The following is a 19,677-nucleotide window of genomic DNA, read 5'->3' as shown; positions in this document are numbered from 1 at the left end:
GGTAGATGCCTTCTTTCGCCGCAGTATCAAGAATTTGATATTGAGATGTTTGATGCAATAATTTTTTCAATGTATATACAATTTTCGTTGGGTATCCTTCTTTTCGATCAACCATGTCACGAAGTCCACGAATTACACCACGAATTTGACGATGACAAGTATGCTTTAAAACATGAATGAATTTATTCATGTCTGAAGACAGTTCACCGATATTCATTTCTTGTAGGACTGATTCAATAAATTTCGCTTTACGAGCATAGGTAGCTTTTGGTGTAAATGGATCCCTGTGTTGCTCTTCTCCAGATTCTTTCGTACATAAGAAGTCCGAATGGATAGATAGATATAAGGTTGTATATCGTTTTGTATGCCTTACACCTTTTTGCATTTTGCAAATTTTGAATAGGGGATTACCCGTACATGGTAAAGCAGTTGTTAATTCTTCGATAACCGCACGGATTTGGTGCGGATATTTTTTATGTAAGAAACGATACATCCCACCAAAGTGAGTTTTGTTGCCCCTTTCGTCCTGCTTGTCTAAAGAACGCTTTAACGTTGTTTCGGTATGTTGTTGCATAGCAATGTCTAAGAATAGTTTCTTAGCTGCTACAGATAGCTTAAAGAAAGCCTTTGTAAATACAACAGGACTAATATATACGTAGGGATTAGCCTTTTCTGTTTCTTCATTCATAAAATGAGTCAATTTGATTGTATATCGACCATCTACGCCATTTTCGATAGAGATTATGTTATGTATACTTAATTTCTTTAGAGCAATATAGAACTGAGAATGCTGGATGTATGCAAATTCTTCTTTATATTGCTTGTAATCTTCCCACATCATATGTATCGTTACATTTGGAATGACACCATTAGTAAAGCATTTTTTATGTAGATATAAGAACACTTCAAGATCTGCATTCGTAATACCATATAACTTATGTTTTCTTCCTGTTTTTTCTGCAAGTGCAGACATTGCTCGACGTGAAAAAGATGGTTTCGCTTGTTCGACAAAGCCTTCTACATCCGCAATACGTTCTTCGTATGTCATGTGCTGCAGAATATCTTCTAAATATGTATCTTTATAGCTGTAGTACTTCTCCTCAAATGTTGCAACAAACTTCTGCCAAGATTTTAGTGTAACTAAAACAGCATTTGTTGTTTTTCCATTTAAGCTACGCTGATTTTGAATAATAAATGATTTCCCCATCTTTTTCACCTCCGTTCTGCAAATTCAGAAATATATGTCAAAATACTATAAAATATACCAATTTTGATTATAGCAAATCGAAGATTGGTGAAAGGTGTTCCTTTAAGAAGAAAGATAGCAACTTGCAACAGCTTATAAAGCTAGGTGTATCAAGGGATATGAGAATTCTATTAAATTTTTTTGTGTTAAGGATACCGCAAACGTGTTGCAAGTTGAATTATATGTATAAGAATAAGTAAAAAGTCATCTCCCCACTTGATATATAAGGGATTAGATGGAAAATGACAAAAAAGTTAGGGTAAGGATACCGCAAACGTGTTGCAAGTTAAGAAGTATGCTTATTAATCATGAAATATAACGATTATCGTTGATGTAATAGGTTTAATTAGATTTGTATGGATTACGATAGGGTGAGGATACCGCAAACAGTGTTGCATCTTATGCGAAAAATAAGGGTAAGGATACCGCAAACGTGTTGCAAGTTGAATTATATGTATAAGAATAAGTAAAAAGTCATCTCCCCACTTGATATATAAGGGATTAGATTAAAAAAGACAAAAAAGTTAGGGTAAGGATACCGCAAACATGTTGCATTTTATTTGAATAACTTGTTGAAAGTATAAAAAAATCACTCAAAAATTTAAAAATAGAATGATTTTTTGTGTAATGTATTAGGTTGAGAAAAAAATATACTGTTGCAAGTTAGACGAAATAGGGTAAGGATACCGCAAACATGTTGCAAGTTGTAGAGTAAAGGAAAGAAAAGCGCAAAAGGAATGCAAGCAAAGAGGAATAGGGAAAAGAAAGAGCAAACGTGTTGCAAGTTGTAGAGTAAAGGAAAGAAAAGCGCAAAAGGAATGCAAGCAAAGAGGAATAGGGAAAAGAAAGAGCAAACATGTTGCAAGTTAAGGAATTAAGGAGAAGAAACCGCAAAATCTTGTAAATATCTGTTACAATAAATTAAATATAATAGTAGTAAAGATTTTTATGATGAAAACTACTTTGTTGTGATCCATGGTTTAGGGAGGAATATAAAGTGGATAACTTATTACAAATGTTCCGAGATGCATTGCTAATCTCTGAGCCAATTTATAAAACGAACGAGCTATTATGGAATAAGTGGAATGCGTACTTTAAAGATGTTGAAAACAATAATAACAAAGTACTAACCTCACACTATGCTTCTCCATCATTTACTGCATTAGTATCTTGGTTAGAGAAAAAGCAAGAATCCGGAATTACATTAGTACAAATTTATGCGAAGATTGATTCTTATAAGGAAGAAATATATAAGGAAATTGAAGAGTATATAGAAAAAGAATTTCAGAATGTAGCGCATTCAAATTCCATAATATTAGAAAATGATCAAAATATAGATAAGACAAATATAGTGAACCATGAGGATTATTACGAAGTAAATAATTCTGCTGTTTATTATAAACTAAGAGATGGAATTGCAAAGAATCAATTTGAAGAAGATGAAAAAAGTAAAGTCCTACAGTATCCCATTGAAACGAAGTCTTCTAATGGTGTAGCTCAACTTTCTTCACACAAAGACGAGGATTTAAGACTTACAAACAATGAAGAATCAGCTCGATGGAATACCCTTGTTGATGATGTAATGAGTAATATGGATGATTTGACGGCAGACTGTTTAGATGCAATTACAATACAGTGGATAAATGAGGCGAAATCTCCAGATGAATTCATTGATTTTTCATACGAGCAAGTTTTAGAGATGTGCAATATTCCAAAGACAGTCGTTAAAAATAAAGAATATTATCGAGCGGAAGATAAAATTAAAATAGCGAAGAGGATTGCGGCTTTAGCAAGTATTTTTATCTATTTAAATGATGATAATGAGGTCGTAGTACTAAACGATCGTGATGACGAAGGAGAACGAGTAGAATTAAAGCGTGAGGTTATTAAAAGGTTATTTGTTTTAGATTCGGTTGTATTGTGGAGACATAGTGTTACAAACGAATATATGGGGATTGAATCTTGTCGTATTAAGCCAGGTAGTTTTTTAACGAATTATTTATACGGATCAAATAATACAACAGCATTATTGTCAAAAAAAGCACTTGAATACAATAGTTATAGACATAAATATCATAAAAGGTTAATTCGATATTTAACATGGCAATGGAGAATTAGACAAATGTATTCATCATTGAAAAAGCCATATTCTATAGGAGGGGACAAGGGTTTACTATCAGTAATGGATATTCCAAAAGATTGGAAGCCAAATCGAATTAGAGAACAGCTAGAGAATGTTTTAATGGATTTAGAAAATGAGAAGGTAATTTCTCATTGGGAGTATAGTGACCCGCTTGATGAACAACAAGTTGGGAAACGTAACTGGTTTAAAAATTATTACTCTAACTTAGGTATAACTATTTTACCGCCTGAGGAAATGCTACAGTCAATGGATAGTGGAATAGGAAAGAAATTTATAGAGGAACCACAAGATCAATTACCTGTAGTAACAGTTGTTGAAGAGGTTAGGGAGACTGTGGAACCAGTCGAACAAAGAGAGAAGAAAATTCGGGATCAAATACTGAAAGTGCATAATGAAAAAAATGTAAGTATTCGTGAAATAGCAGATGAAGTTAGTATTTCGCCATCTACGCTGTCTAGATTTTGTAATTATAAAACAAAACGCTTGTCTAAAAAAGCATTAGAAAAGTTAACAAAATGGTGTGAAAGACAAGAGATATTAGAGAAGATGTAACGTAGACTAAAAACTACTTATAGAAATAGTTATAAATAAAATATTGGGATTGTCAAGAAATCTGTGTAAGTTTTTGAAACGAACACAGAGAATAGCAAATATTAAGGCAAGATCGCTTCTGTCTTTTTTATCTTCTTTTGACTTTCGGTTTGTGTGATAATTAAATCGAAAGGTCGTGGAAGAATGAAGATAGCGGTGATACAAGCAAGTACCCAAATTAGCAAAAATGAACTGATTTTTGAAGGGACAAAAAGGGCTGTGGCGAGGCATGGATATGAAGTGCTCAATTTTGGTGTTACAGTTGAAGAATCCGAGTTAAGCTATATCCAAGTGTCCTTAGCTGTTGGTCTACTTCTAAATTCAGGTGCAGTTGATTTTGTCGTCACTGGATGTAGTAGCGGTGTTGGTATGTCGATTGCCTGTAATACACTTCCGAATGTCATTAGTGGTTATCTGCCAACTCCAACAGATGCGTTCCTATTCGGTAGGATAAATAACGGAAACTGTGCATCACTGCCACTTGGATTGAACTTCGGTTGGGCGGGCGAATTAAATCTTCGCTTCACGCTTGAGAAACTATTTGAAGAACCGTTCAATACTGGGTATCCTGAAGAATCCGCCGAACGAAAGAAACGTGATGCAGAACTTTTTAAAGCAATCAAGAGTTTTTCACATCATGGCATCGTTGAGATTCTAAGTCAGATAGATGGAGCCGTTATTAATCCTGTTCTTCAAAAGCAAGATTTAGTGGAATTCCTCTTGCGAAATGGCACCAACACAGATATATCAAATTATCTTATCGAACAAACGAAGCATTTAAATTACGATAGGTAAATACTGTATTTTTTCAATACGTTTTGGCGAATTTATCGTTATCTATAAGTTGATTCAACACCATTGACCACTTGCGGATATGACCGACATTCCATTTGTTTTGGATTTCTTTTACACGTAAAAACAGAACTTTTATTAAGGCGTTTCCGGTCGGGAAAGCGCTTTTTCGTTATCTTACGGAAACTTGAATTGACACATTCGGCAACATTACACTCTCTAAAAAAGAAGCAGGTACCTCTTAAAGGTATCTGCTTCTTTTCACATAGATTCTATAATCATTTGTCTTTCATACCACTTGTTAAGTTTTTCATTAACACTTTTTGAAATGCGTTTCATTTTTTTATTACAAAATCTTGATAGCGTAGCAGGGGATAAACCTATTTCATCTGCTATCTCACGCATTGTTTTATTTTGATGCATATGCTGATGCATGATTTTTTCCCGAATCATATCCTCTGATCCTATAGTAGTTTGTTTTACTGTATCTGCAGTATAAGGTTCTTCCTGCTTCTCTTGCATATCTATTGTTTTTTTCTTCACCATACTATCTATATTATTCATCAATTCTTTTGGAGGTAAGATAATGATTCCCAACTTTTCATAGTAATTCTTAAACCAATTACGTTCGCCTATCTTTGTTTCATCCAATTCTTCTGCATATGCCCAATGTGAAATGACATTTTCTTTTTCTAAGTCAATTAAAACATTTTCCAGTTGTTCTCGGATTCGAGTTGGGCGACCCTTCGTTGTTTTAATACCTATTACAGATAGTAGACCTTTTTCTCCACCAATGGAGTATGGCCTTTTTAAAGTACTGTATTGTTGACGAATTCGCCACTGCCAAGATAAATAACGTATTAAACGTTTATGAAACTTGTGTCTATAGCTATTATACTCTAATGCTTTTTTCGACAATAAAGCAGTTGTACTATTAGATCCATACAAATAACCTGATAAGAAACTACCTGGCTTAATCTTACAGGATTCTATTCCCATGTATTCATTAGTATTCTTATCTCTCCATAACACTACAGAATCAAGTACGAACAGCCTTTTGATTACTTCACGTTTCATTTCGAATTGTTTCCCAGTTTCTGCTTGATCGTTCAATACTACAACTTCATTATCATCATTCAAATAAATAAAGATACTAGCTAAAGCTGCAATACGTTGTGCTATTTTTATCTTATCTTCTGCGCGATAATACTCTACACCATTTGCGGATGCTTTTGGCATATTGCACAATTCCAATACGTTTTCATAACTAAAATCTATGAATTCATCTGGTGATTTAGCTTGATTTAGCCACTGGATTGTAATGGTATCCAAACAATCTGCTGTAAGGTCATCCATATTACTAATTACTCCATCGACCAATATGGACCATCTCTCTGCTTCGTTTGTGTTAACTAGTCTCAAATCCTCATCCTTATGTGAGGATAGTTGTGCAACTCCACTTGAATTTTTCGTTTCTAATGGCAATACCGGTTTTGCTACTGCTTCATCTTCCTCAAAATGATTTTTTGCTATTCCATCACGTAATTGATAGTACATTGCGTCATTAGTTACAGGATAGTAATCATCCGATATATCTGCTATATGTTCTTTTACCTGACTATCTTCAAAAATTGAAATTTGAGTTGGCTCAACTGCTTCAACTTTTCCTCCGAATTCTTGTTCAATGATCTTATCTAGTACATTTTGAATCTCAATTTTATATTTATCCAGATTGGCATAAATGTTCAATACCGATACTCCTTGCTCTTGTTTCTGACCTAACCAAGAAACAAGCGTTGAAAAGGAAGGGGACATATTAGCAGATGTTACTAATTTATCGTGATTCTCTTGTACTTCTTTATAATATTTATTCCATTTGCCCCATAACTGCTTATTTTCTTCATAAATTGGAGCAGCAAGTAGGAGGGCATCACTGAACAATACTAATACTTTTTCCATATTTAAATACCTCCTAACAATGTTAATTACAAACATAATTTGCATCTTAAAAATGTGAAACGTCATAGCTATATGATGGCTACATAGCCTTGAAGTTAAAATATTATCAGAATAGTCCTTACAAGTATCAGCTTTCTTATACAATCTAATTATGGACTCATTTAATTTCTTCTGTGCTTGTCTTTATTATATAAAACTGTTTCTATTTGTAAAATTACTACTTTACAATACAGTTTCAATTTTTAAAAGTAAATTAACTATTTACACTGATTTTCTTCCTACAGCTTAGATAACTTACTACATTAGGTTACACCCTTTATAACCAGCTGCTTCTTACTTGAAATCATACAGCCTTATCATGGCTATAACTCTTTACTTGAAATCATGCAGCCTTATTGTGGCTGCAATTCCTTATCTTTAATTAGACATAGCTCTATTGTGGCAACAATTTAGTAATTTATGAAACGTTATAGCTATATGATGGCTACAACTCTTAAAAAATGAAACGAGCATGCCCTGATCATTATCCTTCTAAAAAAAATTTTATTCTATATGATTTTATGATAAACGTTGATATAAAGCCATTTCATAAAATATGATTGAAAACTCGATTAAACCATTATAGCTATATGATGGCCACAACTATCATCATAAAAAATCATGAAAACCCTTATATACCAAGGGTTACAGCGGTTTTTTATATAAGTTAAGTTGTTTTGAAAACATGAAACGCTATAGCTATATGACGGCAGGAAATATGAAATAAAATGAAACGTTTATAGCGGTATGATGGCTACAACTTTTCAAATAAAAGCAAATCTATATCCCTATATAACAACGTTTCTGTGGTATTTACAAAATATTATTATTCAACCAAAACATGAAACGTTATAGCTATATGATGGCTACAACTTTAAAACGAAATCAGCGAAAAACCCTATTAAATCAATGCTTAATAAAGATTTACTACAATTTATACTACGTTTCATATTTACTAAACTTCATAGACCTATGGTGGCAACAAACTTTTTTTCATGAAACGTCAAACCCCTTGTCGCACAAGGGATTGAGGCACGTTTCATTTTTTTGTTTTTCCTCTTAAAGGGACAGATTTCACCAGCATTCGATTTGATATAATCAAAAATGTAATTCTATACCTAATTGTGGGGAAAACTGCAACTTAAAATAAAAGGAGGTGAAAAAGATGGAAAAACCTTTCGTTATAAAGAACAAACGTAGTTTGAATGGTGAAACAACAACACCGGTAATTGTAACAATTAAATCATGGCAAAAGTTAGTAGAAGCTTTGGAAGGTAGGTATTACAGTTTTAAAGATACTTATTTAGAAGACATTGTGAAGTCAATGTCCTATGAAGAACGAATTGCAGATGAAGAGGGGTTTGTTGAACAAGCAAAGCCATCTTTTTCACTGAAAATGAAAAAAGTTTTAGATAAAGTAAGTGTATTTGATAAAAATGAGGGCAGAAAACATAAGCTATATGGTATTACAAATGCTGATTTAGAAGTATTTCTATTTCTTTATAAAAAATGTAATACATATGGTGAGCTTTCGCATGTATCGATCCACATGCTTTGGGAAGATTATAAAAATTATAAAGAAGCATTTGCACATATTCACCACTCACAATTTTATGTGGCTTTGAAGAAGTTAAGTTTCCATAACATCATTACAATCGAAAATGAGTACAGTGGTAAATATAAAATCATCTTAACTGATTTCATGAATAAGGAAACGAATAAAGCAAATGCATATACATTTATTAGCCCGATAGTATTTACCAAAGAATTCTTTGAGTTATCCATTGCAGCTAAGAAACTATTCATGGATGTAGCAATGCAGCAGAAACGCGAAACTACCCTGAAACGTTCTTTATTCAAAGTTGATGAACAAGGAAACTCAACACACTTTGGTGGTATGTATCGTTACTTACATAAGAAATACCCACATCAGATTCGTGCTGTACTTGAGGAATTAGAAACAAAACTTTCTGCTACTGGATCTCCTTTATTTAAAATTTGCAAGTTAGAAAAAGGGAAGAGGAATAAAAAGCAATACACAACATTGCATTTATCTGTACATCCTGATTTCTTATGCGCGAAAGAAGAAGGAGCAGAATACCGTGATCCATTTACACCACGAGATACATATAAGCGTAAAGTTAAATTCATTGAGAACTTGTTAGTTGAAATGAATATTGCTGAATTTGCAAAGGATATGAACCAATTCATTAACGTTTTAAAACACTCTTGTCATCGTCAAATTCGCCAAGTAGTTCGTGGATTACGAGAAATAATTGATCGACAAGAAGGATATCCGAAAAAGCTTGTTTATACACTAAGTAAATTATTAAAGCAATCTTCTCAATATCGTGTATTAGACACAGCCGCTAAAACTGGTATTTATCCTTTAATTACACACAATGTACCAAAGCATGAACAAGAAGAGGCCATTTTTAAATTTGGTACTCATTTTGCTATATACTCTTTACGCAATGTTCAAAAGCTATTCCGGAAAGCGCATGACCTGCTTCATGCGAAATATGCTGTACCTGTAACCATAGATGCTTATCACCGTAATTACATGCAGTATCAAGAGGAATCACTATTTAGGAAATATGCTTATGAGCAAGGAGTAAATATTAACGCATATACAGCATTAGAAATTGAAATTCGCGAACTATTAAAATCTAGTGGGCATAAAGGAAATCAAATCCCTAGCGATATTCGTGAACTGTTCATTGAAAAAATTGATAAATTGCCGAAGGAAAAGATTCGTGTAATTGAGGTCGCTGAAGACTTTAATTTAATTCAGTTTCTACAGTCCTTAGAAGCATATTACCGTTCAACTAGTGAAGTACCGCATACGGTCGATCAGCTGCTTCCAGCAATGTAAAGATAAAGCTCTCTATTTTTGAAAAAACAAAAGTGGAGGGCTATTCGTATTGGAGATAACATGTGGAATGCATTACTTCAAACAAAACAGAGAGAAAGTTTTCAATCTTAATGATTACGACTCTCTATTTTTTATGCAATTACATACATTGCACGTGGAACAAAATGAGATATTCACAATTTCCGAGTTGAAGAATCTGAATTTTTATTTTTTTATGCCATTTCATCTACAAAAAAGCATAAATATTTTTTATTATTCTGTTGATATCTTAATAATTTTGTCCTGATGTGTATAATAGAAAGCTTTAAGTACTGTTCTTATCATGTTCTATCTCTAAATCTACTTAAAATCAGAAAAAATTCTGTTAGTTATGTTTAAAAAGTGGATTCTGTTCCTAACTATGACCAATTTGTTAATAAATTGGTCATAGTTTTTAAGAAATGTGGAAAGTTTGTTCGTAAGTCAGCGAAATTTGCATTTATTATTTATTCATTCACTCGAATCAAATTAACGATGATTATATGTAGATTTTATATACCTACTTTACGATATTTTGTAGTTTTTAATCATCATCCAGCTCATTAAGTACGTTCCCAGTATTTACTTTTTATGATTTTTTGCGGCTAGAGTAATTATGAACCCTTAGCACAGCACTGTTTTAACACTCTTTTCCCTCTGTATAAAAGTATTATCTTTTTTCTTTATATATTAAAGATATATATTATATTAGGTTTTAATATTGTTTAATGCTTACTATAGAGAATAGGTCCTGTGTAAAACCAATTTCATTTCTTAATGGAATTGGTTCTTTTATGTACTGTAATAAACATTTTATTTAGTATTAATCATTCCTAAAAAACTTTGATATAAAATATAAATTTTTTTATATTCTCTTAGATTTCCGAAAAAAGTAAATCATACTTAAAGTAGATAGTTGATTAATGGAAATTACAGGTGTGAAGGTACAAAATAAAAAAGCAAGAGCATTAGAATTATTAGAGAAGGTAGGACTCACAGAAGTAGAAGCGAACCGAAACGAAATGTCTTGCAACTAAGTGGTGGACAACAACAACGTGTAGCAATTGCTCGAGCACTATCTTGCAATGTCGATTTATTGATTGCTGATGAACCAACAGGAAACCTTGATGGAGAAACAGCAAATGAAATTATTGAGTTGTTTCAGGAGCTCGCTCATCAAGAGGATAAATGTGTAATTGTAGTTACGCATTCACAAGAAGTTGCAAAAAAATCGGATCGAGCAGTTTATTTAAGGAAAAAGAAGTTAGTAGTAAACGAAATTAATAATATTTAAGAAAAAAGCTAATTTCGTTCTTAATACACGTAATTTTCAAAATTAAAATTTATGGCTGTTAATATTTGTTATATAATATATTTGTCAAAGCATTACCCCTGTAATTTCTATGATGAATCTGTAAGATAGTTTGTTTGTCTCGTATATTCATCTGAAACTAAAAAGAACTTGTAGAGATTCCTACAAGTTCTTTTTGTTTTAAGGGTTAAATGTGGATTTGAAATAAAGTTACGATTTTTTGAGGGGAGGGAATAAATATAAAAGTTTGTAAAAAAGAGAGGTTTTTAATACGAAAATTTGAGTTCAAAGATTGGCAAGCTGTCCATGAGTATACGCCATCAGGTGGTTTTGGTGCTACATGGCAAGAAGAAATGAAAAAACAGAAATAAAATAACGTATATACCTATTATGTGGATTAATTGGTAAATTTATAGAATAAATATCATATTTTATGATATTTATTCTATAAAATTCGAAAAGATGACAGAGTGTTGGAAACCCAAGAGGATTTCTCAACACTCTGTCTATTACTAAATATTAATATTGTTGTTGATATTGTCTTATAAGAAGGAATTCATTTAAGATATTAATTGAAAATATTAATTGGGAGGATGTTAGAAATGGAATTAAATAACGGGGATGGAATTAGTATAGAAAAAGGTACAAGTATTAACATGGAAGAAATGGAGTTATTATTACTAGCTGATCCCTCAACAGAAGTAGTTAATGGGTATCTTAAAAAGGGGGATTGTTTTGTTTTAAAAAAAGGTGCTGTTACTGTGGGTATTATGATTTTAATTCCTACTCGAACTGAAACAATTGAGATTATAAATATAGCAGTTTCCGAAAAAGAGCAAGGAAAAGGATATGGGAAATATTTACTTAGATTTGCTATAGACTATGCTAAAAAAGAAGAATATAAAACTATAGAAATAGGCACGGGGAATTCTAGTTTAATGCAATTAGGCCTTTATCAAAAATGTGGTTTTAGAATAACCAGTGTGGATAAGGACTTTTTCTTACGCAATTATAATGAAGAAATATATGAAAATGGTATTCAATGTATGGATATGATTAGGTTAACGCAAAATATATAAAAATTATTTGTACATAAAAATCGCAACGTCCATTAAATGTGGAGAGTTGCGATTTTTTGATGTAATGCGTCATTATGATTTGTGGGTAGTAAGAGCGAGTATATGTATTTGTGAATTATTACAAGATAAACAAGTGTTAATAAATGTATCTGTTATGTCAACAATTTGAATATATTTCAAATTGTTTTTTATAATTCAGATAGATTTTTTTCCATTAATTTTAATAAAAAGTAAAAAATATGAAATTCATCCGTTTTAGTTATAATTAAATATTCATTTGAATAATCGTTATGTGTAATTTATTGGATAATTATGAGTGTAATTTTTACTTTATTATGGGATGAAATTCTTACTAAATGTAGATATAACAACTATTATGTCGTTTCAATGATATAAAAATGTACAGTTAGTAAAATTAGAATTTTCATAATAATAAATATTATTATGTATTGAGAAAGTAAAAAATTAGAAAAAAATCAATTGAATCCCATAAAATAACGTGTGAATATTATAGATATAAGAAAACACTTTGATGTTTGAGGTGACTTTTCTACAAATTTAAATGCTTATTACATTAGGAGGAATGATAGTATTAATAATTTAGTTTGTTGCTAATTCAGTATTTTATATGCATCCATGGGCTTTTAGAACGCACAGTTCTTATTTGCTAGTAAGAATTTTAATATTAAATTTCTGGGGAAGTGATAAGTAATGGTCACTGCATTAAATAATGAAATTAAAAAATCATTAGTTGAAAAAATTGTGAATAAAAGTGCGTGTATTGGATATATTGGTCTGGGATATGTTGGACTACCATCGGCTCTTAAATGTTTAGAAGCAGGTTATGAGGTAAGAGGATTCGATAAAAGCACAGCTAAAATAGAAAAATTAGAATGTGGAACAAGTTATATCAGTGATATACAGGATACCGAAATCCAAGATGCTTTACATACAAATAGGTTTTTTATTAGTACAGAAATGAAATATATAAATGGATGTGATGTTGTCGTTATATGTGTTCCTACTCCTTTAGAAAAAGATAGTAAACAACCAGATTTAACATATATTCATTCAGCAGCTAATGAAATAGTCAAGTACATTAGAAAGGGTACATTAGTCATTCTAGAAAGTACTACTTATCCAGGTACAACAAGAGAAGAGATTTTATATAAATTAGAACATGAAACCAATTTTGAAATTGGTACAGATATTTTTGTAGCATACTCTCCAGAGAGGATTGACCCTGCGAATAAATCATTTTCAATCCAAGATATTATTAAAATTGTAGGTGGAGTTACGTCTAATTGTACAGATTGTGCTGCAGCCTTTTACAGTAACCTAATTAATGGGATCCATAAGGTCAGTAGTCCAGAAGTAGCAGAGACAGCGAAGTTATTAGAAAACACTTACCGTTTTATAAATATTGCTTTTATTAATGAAATGACACAAATATGTAATGAATTAAACATTAATATTTGGGAAGTAATTGATGCCTCTGGGACTAAGCCGTTTGGATTTCAAAAATTCTATCCAGGTCCTGGTGTAGGAGGACATTGTATTCCAATTGATCCTATATATTTTAAGTGGATTGCAAATAATAAAGATTTGGCAACAAGAATGATTGATGTAGCACAAGAAATTAACGAAAACATGCCAAATTATATTATTAAAAGGGCATTACAGTTACTACAAGATGAAGATGGAAAGAATGTTCTTATGATTGGCGTAGCATATAAGAAAAATGTTAACGATGCTAGAGAATCGTCAGCTTTGGATATTATGAATGGTTTAATGCTAGAAGGGTATAACGTCGATTACCATGATCCATTTATTGAGGATCTAATTGTGGACAATCATAATGTGAAAAAATCTATCGATTTAACTATGAATGCATTAAATAAATACCATTTAATTATTGTTCATACGGATCATGATTGTATTAATTTTAATTTGTTCAATGAGGCAAATTGCTTAATTTTAGATACAAGAAACATATTTAAAGATGAATCAATATATAAAAAAAATATTATATGTTTGTAGGTGATTATATGGTAGAATTTATTCCTTTTTATCGACCAGAAATAAATGATGAAGATGTTGAGGGAGTTATTCGTGCTCTTAAGTCTGGATGGCTTTCAAAGGGGCCAAAAGTGATAGAGTTTGAAGAGAATTTAAAAGAATATCTAAATACTGAACATGTAGTAAGTTGCAATTCAGGGACTGCGGCGTTACATTTAGCGTTATTGTCTTTGGGGATTGGATTAGAAGATGAAGTAATAGTTCCAAGTTTTACTTTTTGTTCAAGTGTAAACGTTATTATGCATGTAGGTGCAAAACCAGTATTTGTAGACATAGATGAAGAGGATTTATGTCTTGACCTCCATGATGTTAAAAGAAAAATCACTAAAAAAACTAAAGCCATTATTGCAGTTCATTTTGCTGGATACCCAGCCAAATTAAAAGAACTTCAAAAGATATGTAAAGAACACGGCTTATTTCTGATAGAGGATGCGGCTCATGCATTAGGAACTAAGTATGATGATACTTTGATTGGTACACATGGAGATATTATTTGTTTTAGTTTTTATGCTACTAAAAATATAACAACAGGTGAAGGTGGAGCGTTAGTCACTAAAAATGAGGAGATTGCTGAAAAAGCTAGATTATATGGTTGGCATGGCATCACCAAGAATGCATGGAATCGTTATGGCGAAAAAGGAAGTTGGCGTTATGATGTTCTATTACCTGGATTTAAGTATAACATGATGGATCTACAAGCTAGCTTAGGTATTAGTCAGTTAAAAAGAGCTGATAAAATGATTGAAAAACGAAAGAGAATAGCGGAAATATACCAGGAAGAATTAAAAGAAATCCAAGAGTATATAACATTACCTAACTATGTAAACAATCCAAGTATAAAACATGCATGGCATTTATTTGTTATAAAGATTAATCCTAATTCTCCTATCAGTAGAGATCAGATGATTCAAGAAATGAAAAAGAGAAATATTGGGCTGAGTGTTCACTTTATTCCCGTTCATATGCATCCATATTATCAAGAGAGATTTAATGTACATTTACCCAAAACAGAAGAAGTATTTGATCAAATTATTTCATTACCATTGTATAGTGCACTTACAGAAAATGAGGTTGAACATATCGTTACATCTTTAAAAAGTTTATACCAATTAAAGGTAGGGAGGTAAATATTTATGAAGATAGGAGTTATTGGTGGCGGTGGATTTATTGGTAAACATGTTACAAAGGAGTTAATAGCAAGAGGTTATGAAGTAATTATATTTGATAAATTTAAACCAAGTATTGATGTTCCTTTTGAAGAAATTGATATCTTAGATATTGCGACATTAAGAGAAAAGCTTATTAATGTGGATGGGGTCATACATTTAGCTGCATTAGTAGGTGTTGATAATTGCCGTTCAAATGAAGAAGATGTAGTCAGGGTGAATTTTGAAGGCACGAAAAATATTGTAGAAGTTTGTATAGAAAATGGAATAGATAAGTTATTATTTTCTTCTAGTTCCGAGGTGTATGGGGATGGTGTGAGTGTTCCGTTTAAAGAAAATGATGTCAAAATTCCCAAATCAGCTTATGGAAAAGCTAAATTAATGTCAGAAGATTTTTTGAAAGAATATGCTAATAATAGTTTTAAAGTCAGAGTGGTACGTTATTTTAATGTATACGGTTCACAACAAAATGATAACTTTGTGATTTCTAAGTTTTTAAAACAAACTCATAACGGCGAAAATATTACTATTTATGGGGACGGACAGCAAATTAGATGCTTTAGTTATATTAGCGATATTGTTAACGGAACTATATTAGCATTTGAATATGAAGGAGAGAATTTTGCTGATTTTAATATAGGAAATAACAAGCCTATATCTATGGAGGAATTAGCGGGAAAAATCAATGAGTTAATGGGAAACAAAAGTGAAATTGAATTTCTTAATTTAGGAGATGAGGGAGTAAGAGATTCTAACATAGAAATATTTAGAAGAATCCCTTCGATAGAAAAAGCTCAATTATTATTAAACTATCAACCAGTTATTTCATTAAATAAAGGGTTAGAGATAATAATAGAGGAGAAATATGGAAACACAGTATCTATATCCTAAAAACCCCAAAAAAATTAAGTATCCAATATATCCTTCTTTTTGGAGTATATTTGATCATATATATTTTTTGAAAAGTATATATAGATCCAATCATTCTAATCTAAAAGAGAGTTTACAAACTCTCTACCCTAATTCCGAAATTATATTAACTAATAGTGGTTCGTCGGCATTAGTAGCAGGGTTAAAGTATCTAAAGATAAAAAAAGAGGATGAAGTAATTTTATCAAATTTTAATTGTCCTAATGTAATAGAGGCTGTATTAACAGTAGGAGCAAAACCTGTATTAATTGATTTGACTACTGATTACTCACTTTCTCTTAATAAAATAAAAAAATACTCAAATGAAAATACAAGAGCAATTATTCTTACACATGTGTATGGATGTCATGAAGATTTAGAGGTTATTAATTGGGCCAGAGACAATGATATTTATATAATTGATGATGCAGCACAAGCAATGTTCTCTTATCAAAACGAAAAATTAATTGGTAGTTTAGGTGACATTGGAATTTTAAGTTTTGGGGGAACTAAACCCATCCCAAGTATAGGGGGAGGAGCATTACTTCTTAATCGTACGGTAAATGACTTGTGTGATATGGATGAAGAAAAGAAAGAAGAAGTGCTTTTAGATTATAAAAACCACCTGAAAACGCAATTAGCTTTAAGAATTAAGAAGAGTAGGCTACTGGGTTTATTTACTGATTATTGGGAAAAGTCAGGGATTCTTCCTTCTTATAATGATAGCAAATTGGATTCTTTGCCAGAGGAAACGGAAGTTATATATCCAAAAACAATGTCCACATTACGCTCATTGCTAATTGATAAACACTTAAAGAGAACGAAAAAGATTTTAGAAATTAATATATGTAATGCCAGTTTGTGTTATACGATGCTGCAATCAATTGAAGAAAAGTACGGGGTAAAGATTATATTTTCAGCTCAGAATGTTTATTTGAACTATTTCACTATTATTTTCAAAGAACCCTCTGATAGATATGAGTGTTCCGTATATTTGGCGGAAAAAGGAATACAAACTTGTTGGAATTATCTACCTTTAGGTGAAATCCCTATCTTTTCCAATTATGCCACAGAGTCAAAAAATATAGAATTTTTATGGTCTAGAGTATTATCAATACCTTTTAAATATCCTTTAAGGAAAAAAGACCTTAAGTATATATGTAGTCAAATTCTAATATATTTAGAGAAAAAGAAGTAAAAGGTGATTATATGGAAATCGAAATATGTACTGATGCCCAATATTGGGATACTTGTATGGAAGAATATAATGGTTCCGTATTCCATTGTTATGAATGGGGAAAATTAATGGAATTATTACCTGGTGTTCAATTTTTTCCAGTATTAATAAAAACAAGGGGTACAGTAGTTTTATCTCCTATATATGTACAGGATGGTAGGGTGCTGGGAAGTTTAATTGGTTATGGAGGCCCTGTAATCATTGGCCAAGATAAAATAGATTTTGCATTTTATGAATCGATAATAAATAGGAAGTTTGAAAATAAAATTCAAAAGCTTTTATTACCTATAACAATAAATCCTTTTCAAAGTTATAGTGATGAAAAGTGGGAGTATAAAGAAACTTATATGTTAGATCTACCAAATAATTTTGAGGATTTATGGACATCGTGTTCAGGAAAAGCTAGGACAAGTGTTAGATATGCCCGTAAACAGAGTGTTGAAATTCGGCCTATAGCCTTAGAAGAATTAGATGAATTTTACAATTTATATCAGGAACATAATAACAGTATAGGAGCGAGTTATTCATTTAGTAGAGAGTTTTTTTATTATTTATTTATAAATTTAAAAGAAAGAATCCTTTTCTTAGGAGCATTCTTAGAAGAAGAACTAATTAGTTCCAGTATATTTATAATGGATAAACAAGTTTTATATTACTGGATTAATATTAATAATATCAAAGGGAAAAATACACAATCTTCATACTTACTACTAAATGTTGCGTTTGAATTAGCAATTCATAATAAATTAAAGTATGCGGATTTAGGCTATTCACATAATAAAGGGATTGCTAGACCTAAGATATACTGGGGAGCAGCTTTGAAAAAATGTTTTTGTTTAAAAGAGAGGATTTAAACTATGATTATTAGTGGCCACCAACCAAGTTATTTACCTTGGTATGGTTTTTTTGAAAAAATTCATAAATCGGATGTGTTTGTATTTCATGATATAGCACAATTTGAAAAGAAAGGTTTTTTAAATAGAAATCGTATTAAAACTTCCCAAGGAGTATCCTGGTTAACGGTTCCGATGCAAATGAAAAATTATAAAGAAATCCCATTGAATAAGTTAAAGATAGATAATACACAAGATTGGGAGAGAAAGCATTGGAAGACAATAAGAATTAATTACTCTAATGCGCCCTATTTCAATGTATACAAGGATTATCTAGAGGGTTTTTATTCAGAAAAATGGGACAATCTTAACAGTCTAAATATGAATTTTATTCATTTTATTATTCGAGAATTAAATATTGATACGGAATTATATTATGCATCAGAGATAGAGGGTATTACAGGGAAAAAAAGTGATTTTGTACTAGAGCTTTGTCAAAAGTTTAATGCCAGTACTTATTATTCTGGAAGTTTAGGTCAAGATTATTTAATAGAAAGTGATTTTGAGCATGAAAATATAGAAATCATGTACCAAAGGATAAGAGAGTATTCTTATCCACAGTTATTTGGTGAGTTTATACCGCATTTATCTATGCTAGATGTTTTGTTAAATTGTGGTCCAGAGGAAACAGAAAAATTAATTAAAGGAGTTTAAAATCATATGAATGTACTAGTATTTGCTGCACACCCGGATGATGAAATTATTGGTGTTGGTGGAACAATAGCAAAACACGTGGAACAAGGTGATGATGTACATGTTGTAATCCTTGCAGAGGGGAAATCTTCGAGATCTAAAGAATACAGAGAACTAGATTTAGAGGTTAAGAGCCTGTCTTATAAAGAAACGGAGGGGGCATGTACTACACTTGGTGTAACAAGTTTTGCGAGGTTAGATTTTCCTGATAATCGTCTTGATACATTGCCATTACTAGATGTTGTAAAAGAAATTGAAGAGCACATTAATAAAATAAACCCTACGATTATTTATACTCAATATGGTGGAGATATAAATATCGATCATACTGTTGTTTATAGAGCAGTGATGACAGCTACACGACCTCTACCAAATAGTAATGTTAAATGGGTGTTTGCATATGAAACCTTATCTTCTACTGAGTGGAATTATAATGAGAAAGATAAGTTTCTTCCTAATTATTTCGTAAATATTGAAGAACATTTGGAGACAAAATTAAATGCGATGAAACATTATGAATCGGAGTTAAGGGAATTTCCTCACCCACGTTCAATAGAAGCAATGAAGCACAATGCTTTTGTATGGGGAGCAAAGTCAGGATATAAAGCGGCTGAAGCATTTATGTTAGTAAGAGGAACATGGTAGG

Annotated in this window: 13 protein-coding genes and 3 pseudogenes; 13 read left to right on the top strand and 3 right to left on the bottom strand. The window is 31.5% G+C overall.

The window, feature by feature from the left end; translation table 11 throughout:
* Window positions 1–1,207 (bottom strand): hypothetical protein (locus MR155_RS27425; RefSeq protein ID WP_242311592.1); only part of this gene is annotated, 1,207 nt, incomplete at its 3' end.
* 1,036 nt (window positions 1,208–2,243) lie between these two features.
* Here MR155_RS27425 and MR155_RS27420 point away from each other — a divergent pair.
* Both MR155_RS27420 and MR155_RS27415 read left to right on the top strand, forming a co-directional pair.
* Window positions 2,244–3,941: a helix-turn-helix domain-containing protein gene (locus MR155_RS27420; protein ID WP_002068881.1), complete on the top strand. Its 1,698-nt coding sequence runs from the start codon at window positions 2,244–2,246 to the stop codon at window positions 3,939–3,941.
* Between the two features lie 183 nt (window positions 3,942–4,124).
* Complete coding sequence (locus tag MR155_RS27415) at window positions 4,125–4,775, top strand: RpiB/LacA/LacB family sugar-phosphate isomerase (protein WP_242311590.1); 651 nt, start codon at window positions 4,125–4,127, stop codon at window positions 4,773–4,775.
* On the opposite strand, the pseudogene MR155_RS32460 reads toward MR155_RS27415, so the two are convergent.
* Window positions 4,763–4,984: pseudogene (locus tag MR155_RS32460) on the bottom strand (IS256 family transposase); the annotation flags it as partial. The gene MR155_RS27415 and the pseudogene MR155_RS32460 sit on opposite strands and share 13 nt — an antisense overlap.
* A 49-nt stretch (window positions 4,985–5,033) precedes the next feature.
* Window positions 5,034–6,731, bottom strand: coding sequence for a helix-turn-helix domain-containing protein (locus MR155_RS27410; protein ID WP_002068878.1), 1,698 nt, complete (start codon window positions 6,729–6,731; stop codon window positions 5,034–5,036).
* A 1,204-nt stretch (window positions 6,732–7,935) separates the two neighbouring features.
* On the opposite strand from MR155_RS27410, the gene MR155_RS27405 reads away from it, so the two are divergent.
* The 11 genes and pseudogenes from MR155_RS27405 (at window position 7,936) to MR155_RS27360 (ending at window position 19,676) form a co-directional block, all read left to right on the top strand.
* Window positions 7,936–9,645, top strand: coding sequence for a hypothetical protein (locus tag MR155_RS27405; protein ID WP_242311589.1), 1,710 nt, complete (start codon window positions 7,936–7,938; stop codon window positions 9,643–9,645).
* 941 nt (window positions 9,646–10,586) lie between these two features.
* Window positions 10,587–10,957, top strand: a pseudogene (locus tag MR155_RS27400) (ATP-binding cassette domain-containing protein); the annotation flags it as partial.
* 257 nt (window positions 10,958–11,214) lie between these two features.
* Window positions 11,215–11,292 (top strand): annotated as a pseudogene (locus MR155_RS32095) (GNAT family N-acetyltransferase); the annotation flags it as partial.
* A gap of 285 nt (window positions 11,293–11,577) precedes the next feature.
* Window positions 11,578–12,054, top strand: coding sequence for a GNAT family N-acetyltransferase (locus tag MR155_RS27395; protein WP_242311587.1), 477 nt, complete (start codon window positions 11,578–11,580; stop codon window positions 12,052–12,054).
* A 711-nt stretch (window positions 12,055–12,765) separates the two neighbouring features.
* Window positions 12,766–14,094 carry a nucleotide sugar dehydrogenase gene (locus MR155_RS27390; protein WP_002068787.1) on the top strand — a complete coding sequence of 443 codons (1,329 nt, stop codon included), beginning with the start codon at window positions 12,766–12,768 and terminating at the stop codon, window positions 14,092–14,094.
* A gap of 8 nt (window positions 14,095–14,102) precedes the next feature.
* On the top strand, window positions 14,103–15,260 hold the full coding sequence (locus MR155_RS27385; RefSeq protein WP_242311585.1) for a DegT/DnrJ/EryC1/StrS family aminotransferase: 1,158 nt from the start codon (window positions 14,103–14,105) through the stop codon (window positions 15,258–15,260).
* A 6-nt stretch (window positions 15,261–15,266) separates the two neighbouring features.
* The gene (locus MR155_RS27380) at window positions 15,267–16,190 is read left to right on the top strand and encodes an NAD-dependent epimerase/dehydratase family protein (RefSeq protein ID WP_016096897.1); all 924 of its coding nucleotides are present in this window, start codon (window positions 15,267–15,269) and stop codon (window positions 16,188–16,190) included.
* Entirely contained in the window at window positions 16,165–17,406 is a 1,242-nt protein-coding gene (locus MR155_RS27375; protein ID WP_242311583.1) for an aminotransferase class V-fold PLP-dependent enzyme, read from the top strand. The genes MR155_RS27380 and MR155_RS27375 overlap by 26 nt, the downstream gene beginning before the upstream one ends.
* Before the next feature lie 11 nt (window positions 17,407–17,417).
* Window positions 17,418–18,299 carry a peptidoglycan bridge formation glycyltransferase FemA/FemB family protein gene (locus MR155_RS27370; protein WP_113937380.1) on the top strand — a complete coding sequence of 294 codons (882 nt, stop codon included), beginning with the start codon at window positions 17,418–17,420 and terminating at the stop codon, window positions 18,297–18,299.
* 3 nt (window positions 18,300–18,302) lie between these two features.
* Window positions 18,303–18,992: a WbqC family protein gene (locus MR155_RS27365; protein ID WP_085313268.1), complete on the top strand. Its 690-nt coding sequence runs from the start codon at window positions 18,303–18,305 to the stop codon at window positions 18,990–18,992.
* Window positions 18,993–18,998: 6 nt separating this feature from the next.
* Window positions 18,999–19,676 (top strand): PIG-L deacetylase family protein, encoded by a 678-nt coding sequence (locus MR155_RS27360; protein WP_002068796.1) that lies wholly within the window; start codon window positions 18,999–19,001, stop codon window positions 19,674–19,676.
* Window position 19,677: the final 1 nt, after the last annotated feature.

The sequence above is a fragment of the Bacillus cereus group sp. BfR-BA-01331 genome, assembly GCF_022663915.1.
Lineage (GTDB): Bacteria > Bacillota > Bacilli > Bacillales > Bacillaceae_G > Bacillus_A > Bacillus_A mycoides.
This window is presented reverse-complemented; position numbering and strand designations above follow the sequence as displayed.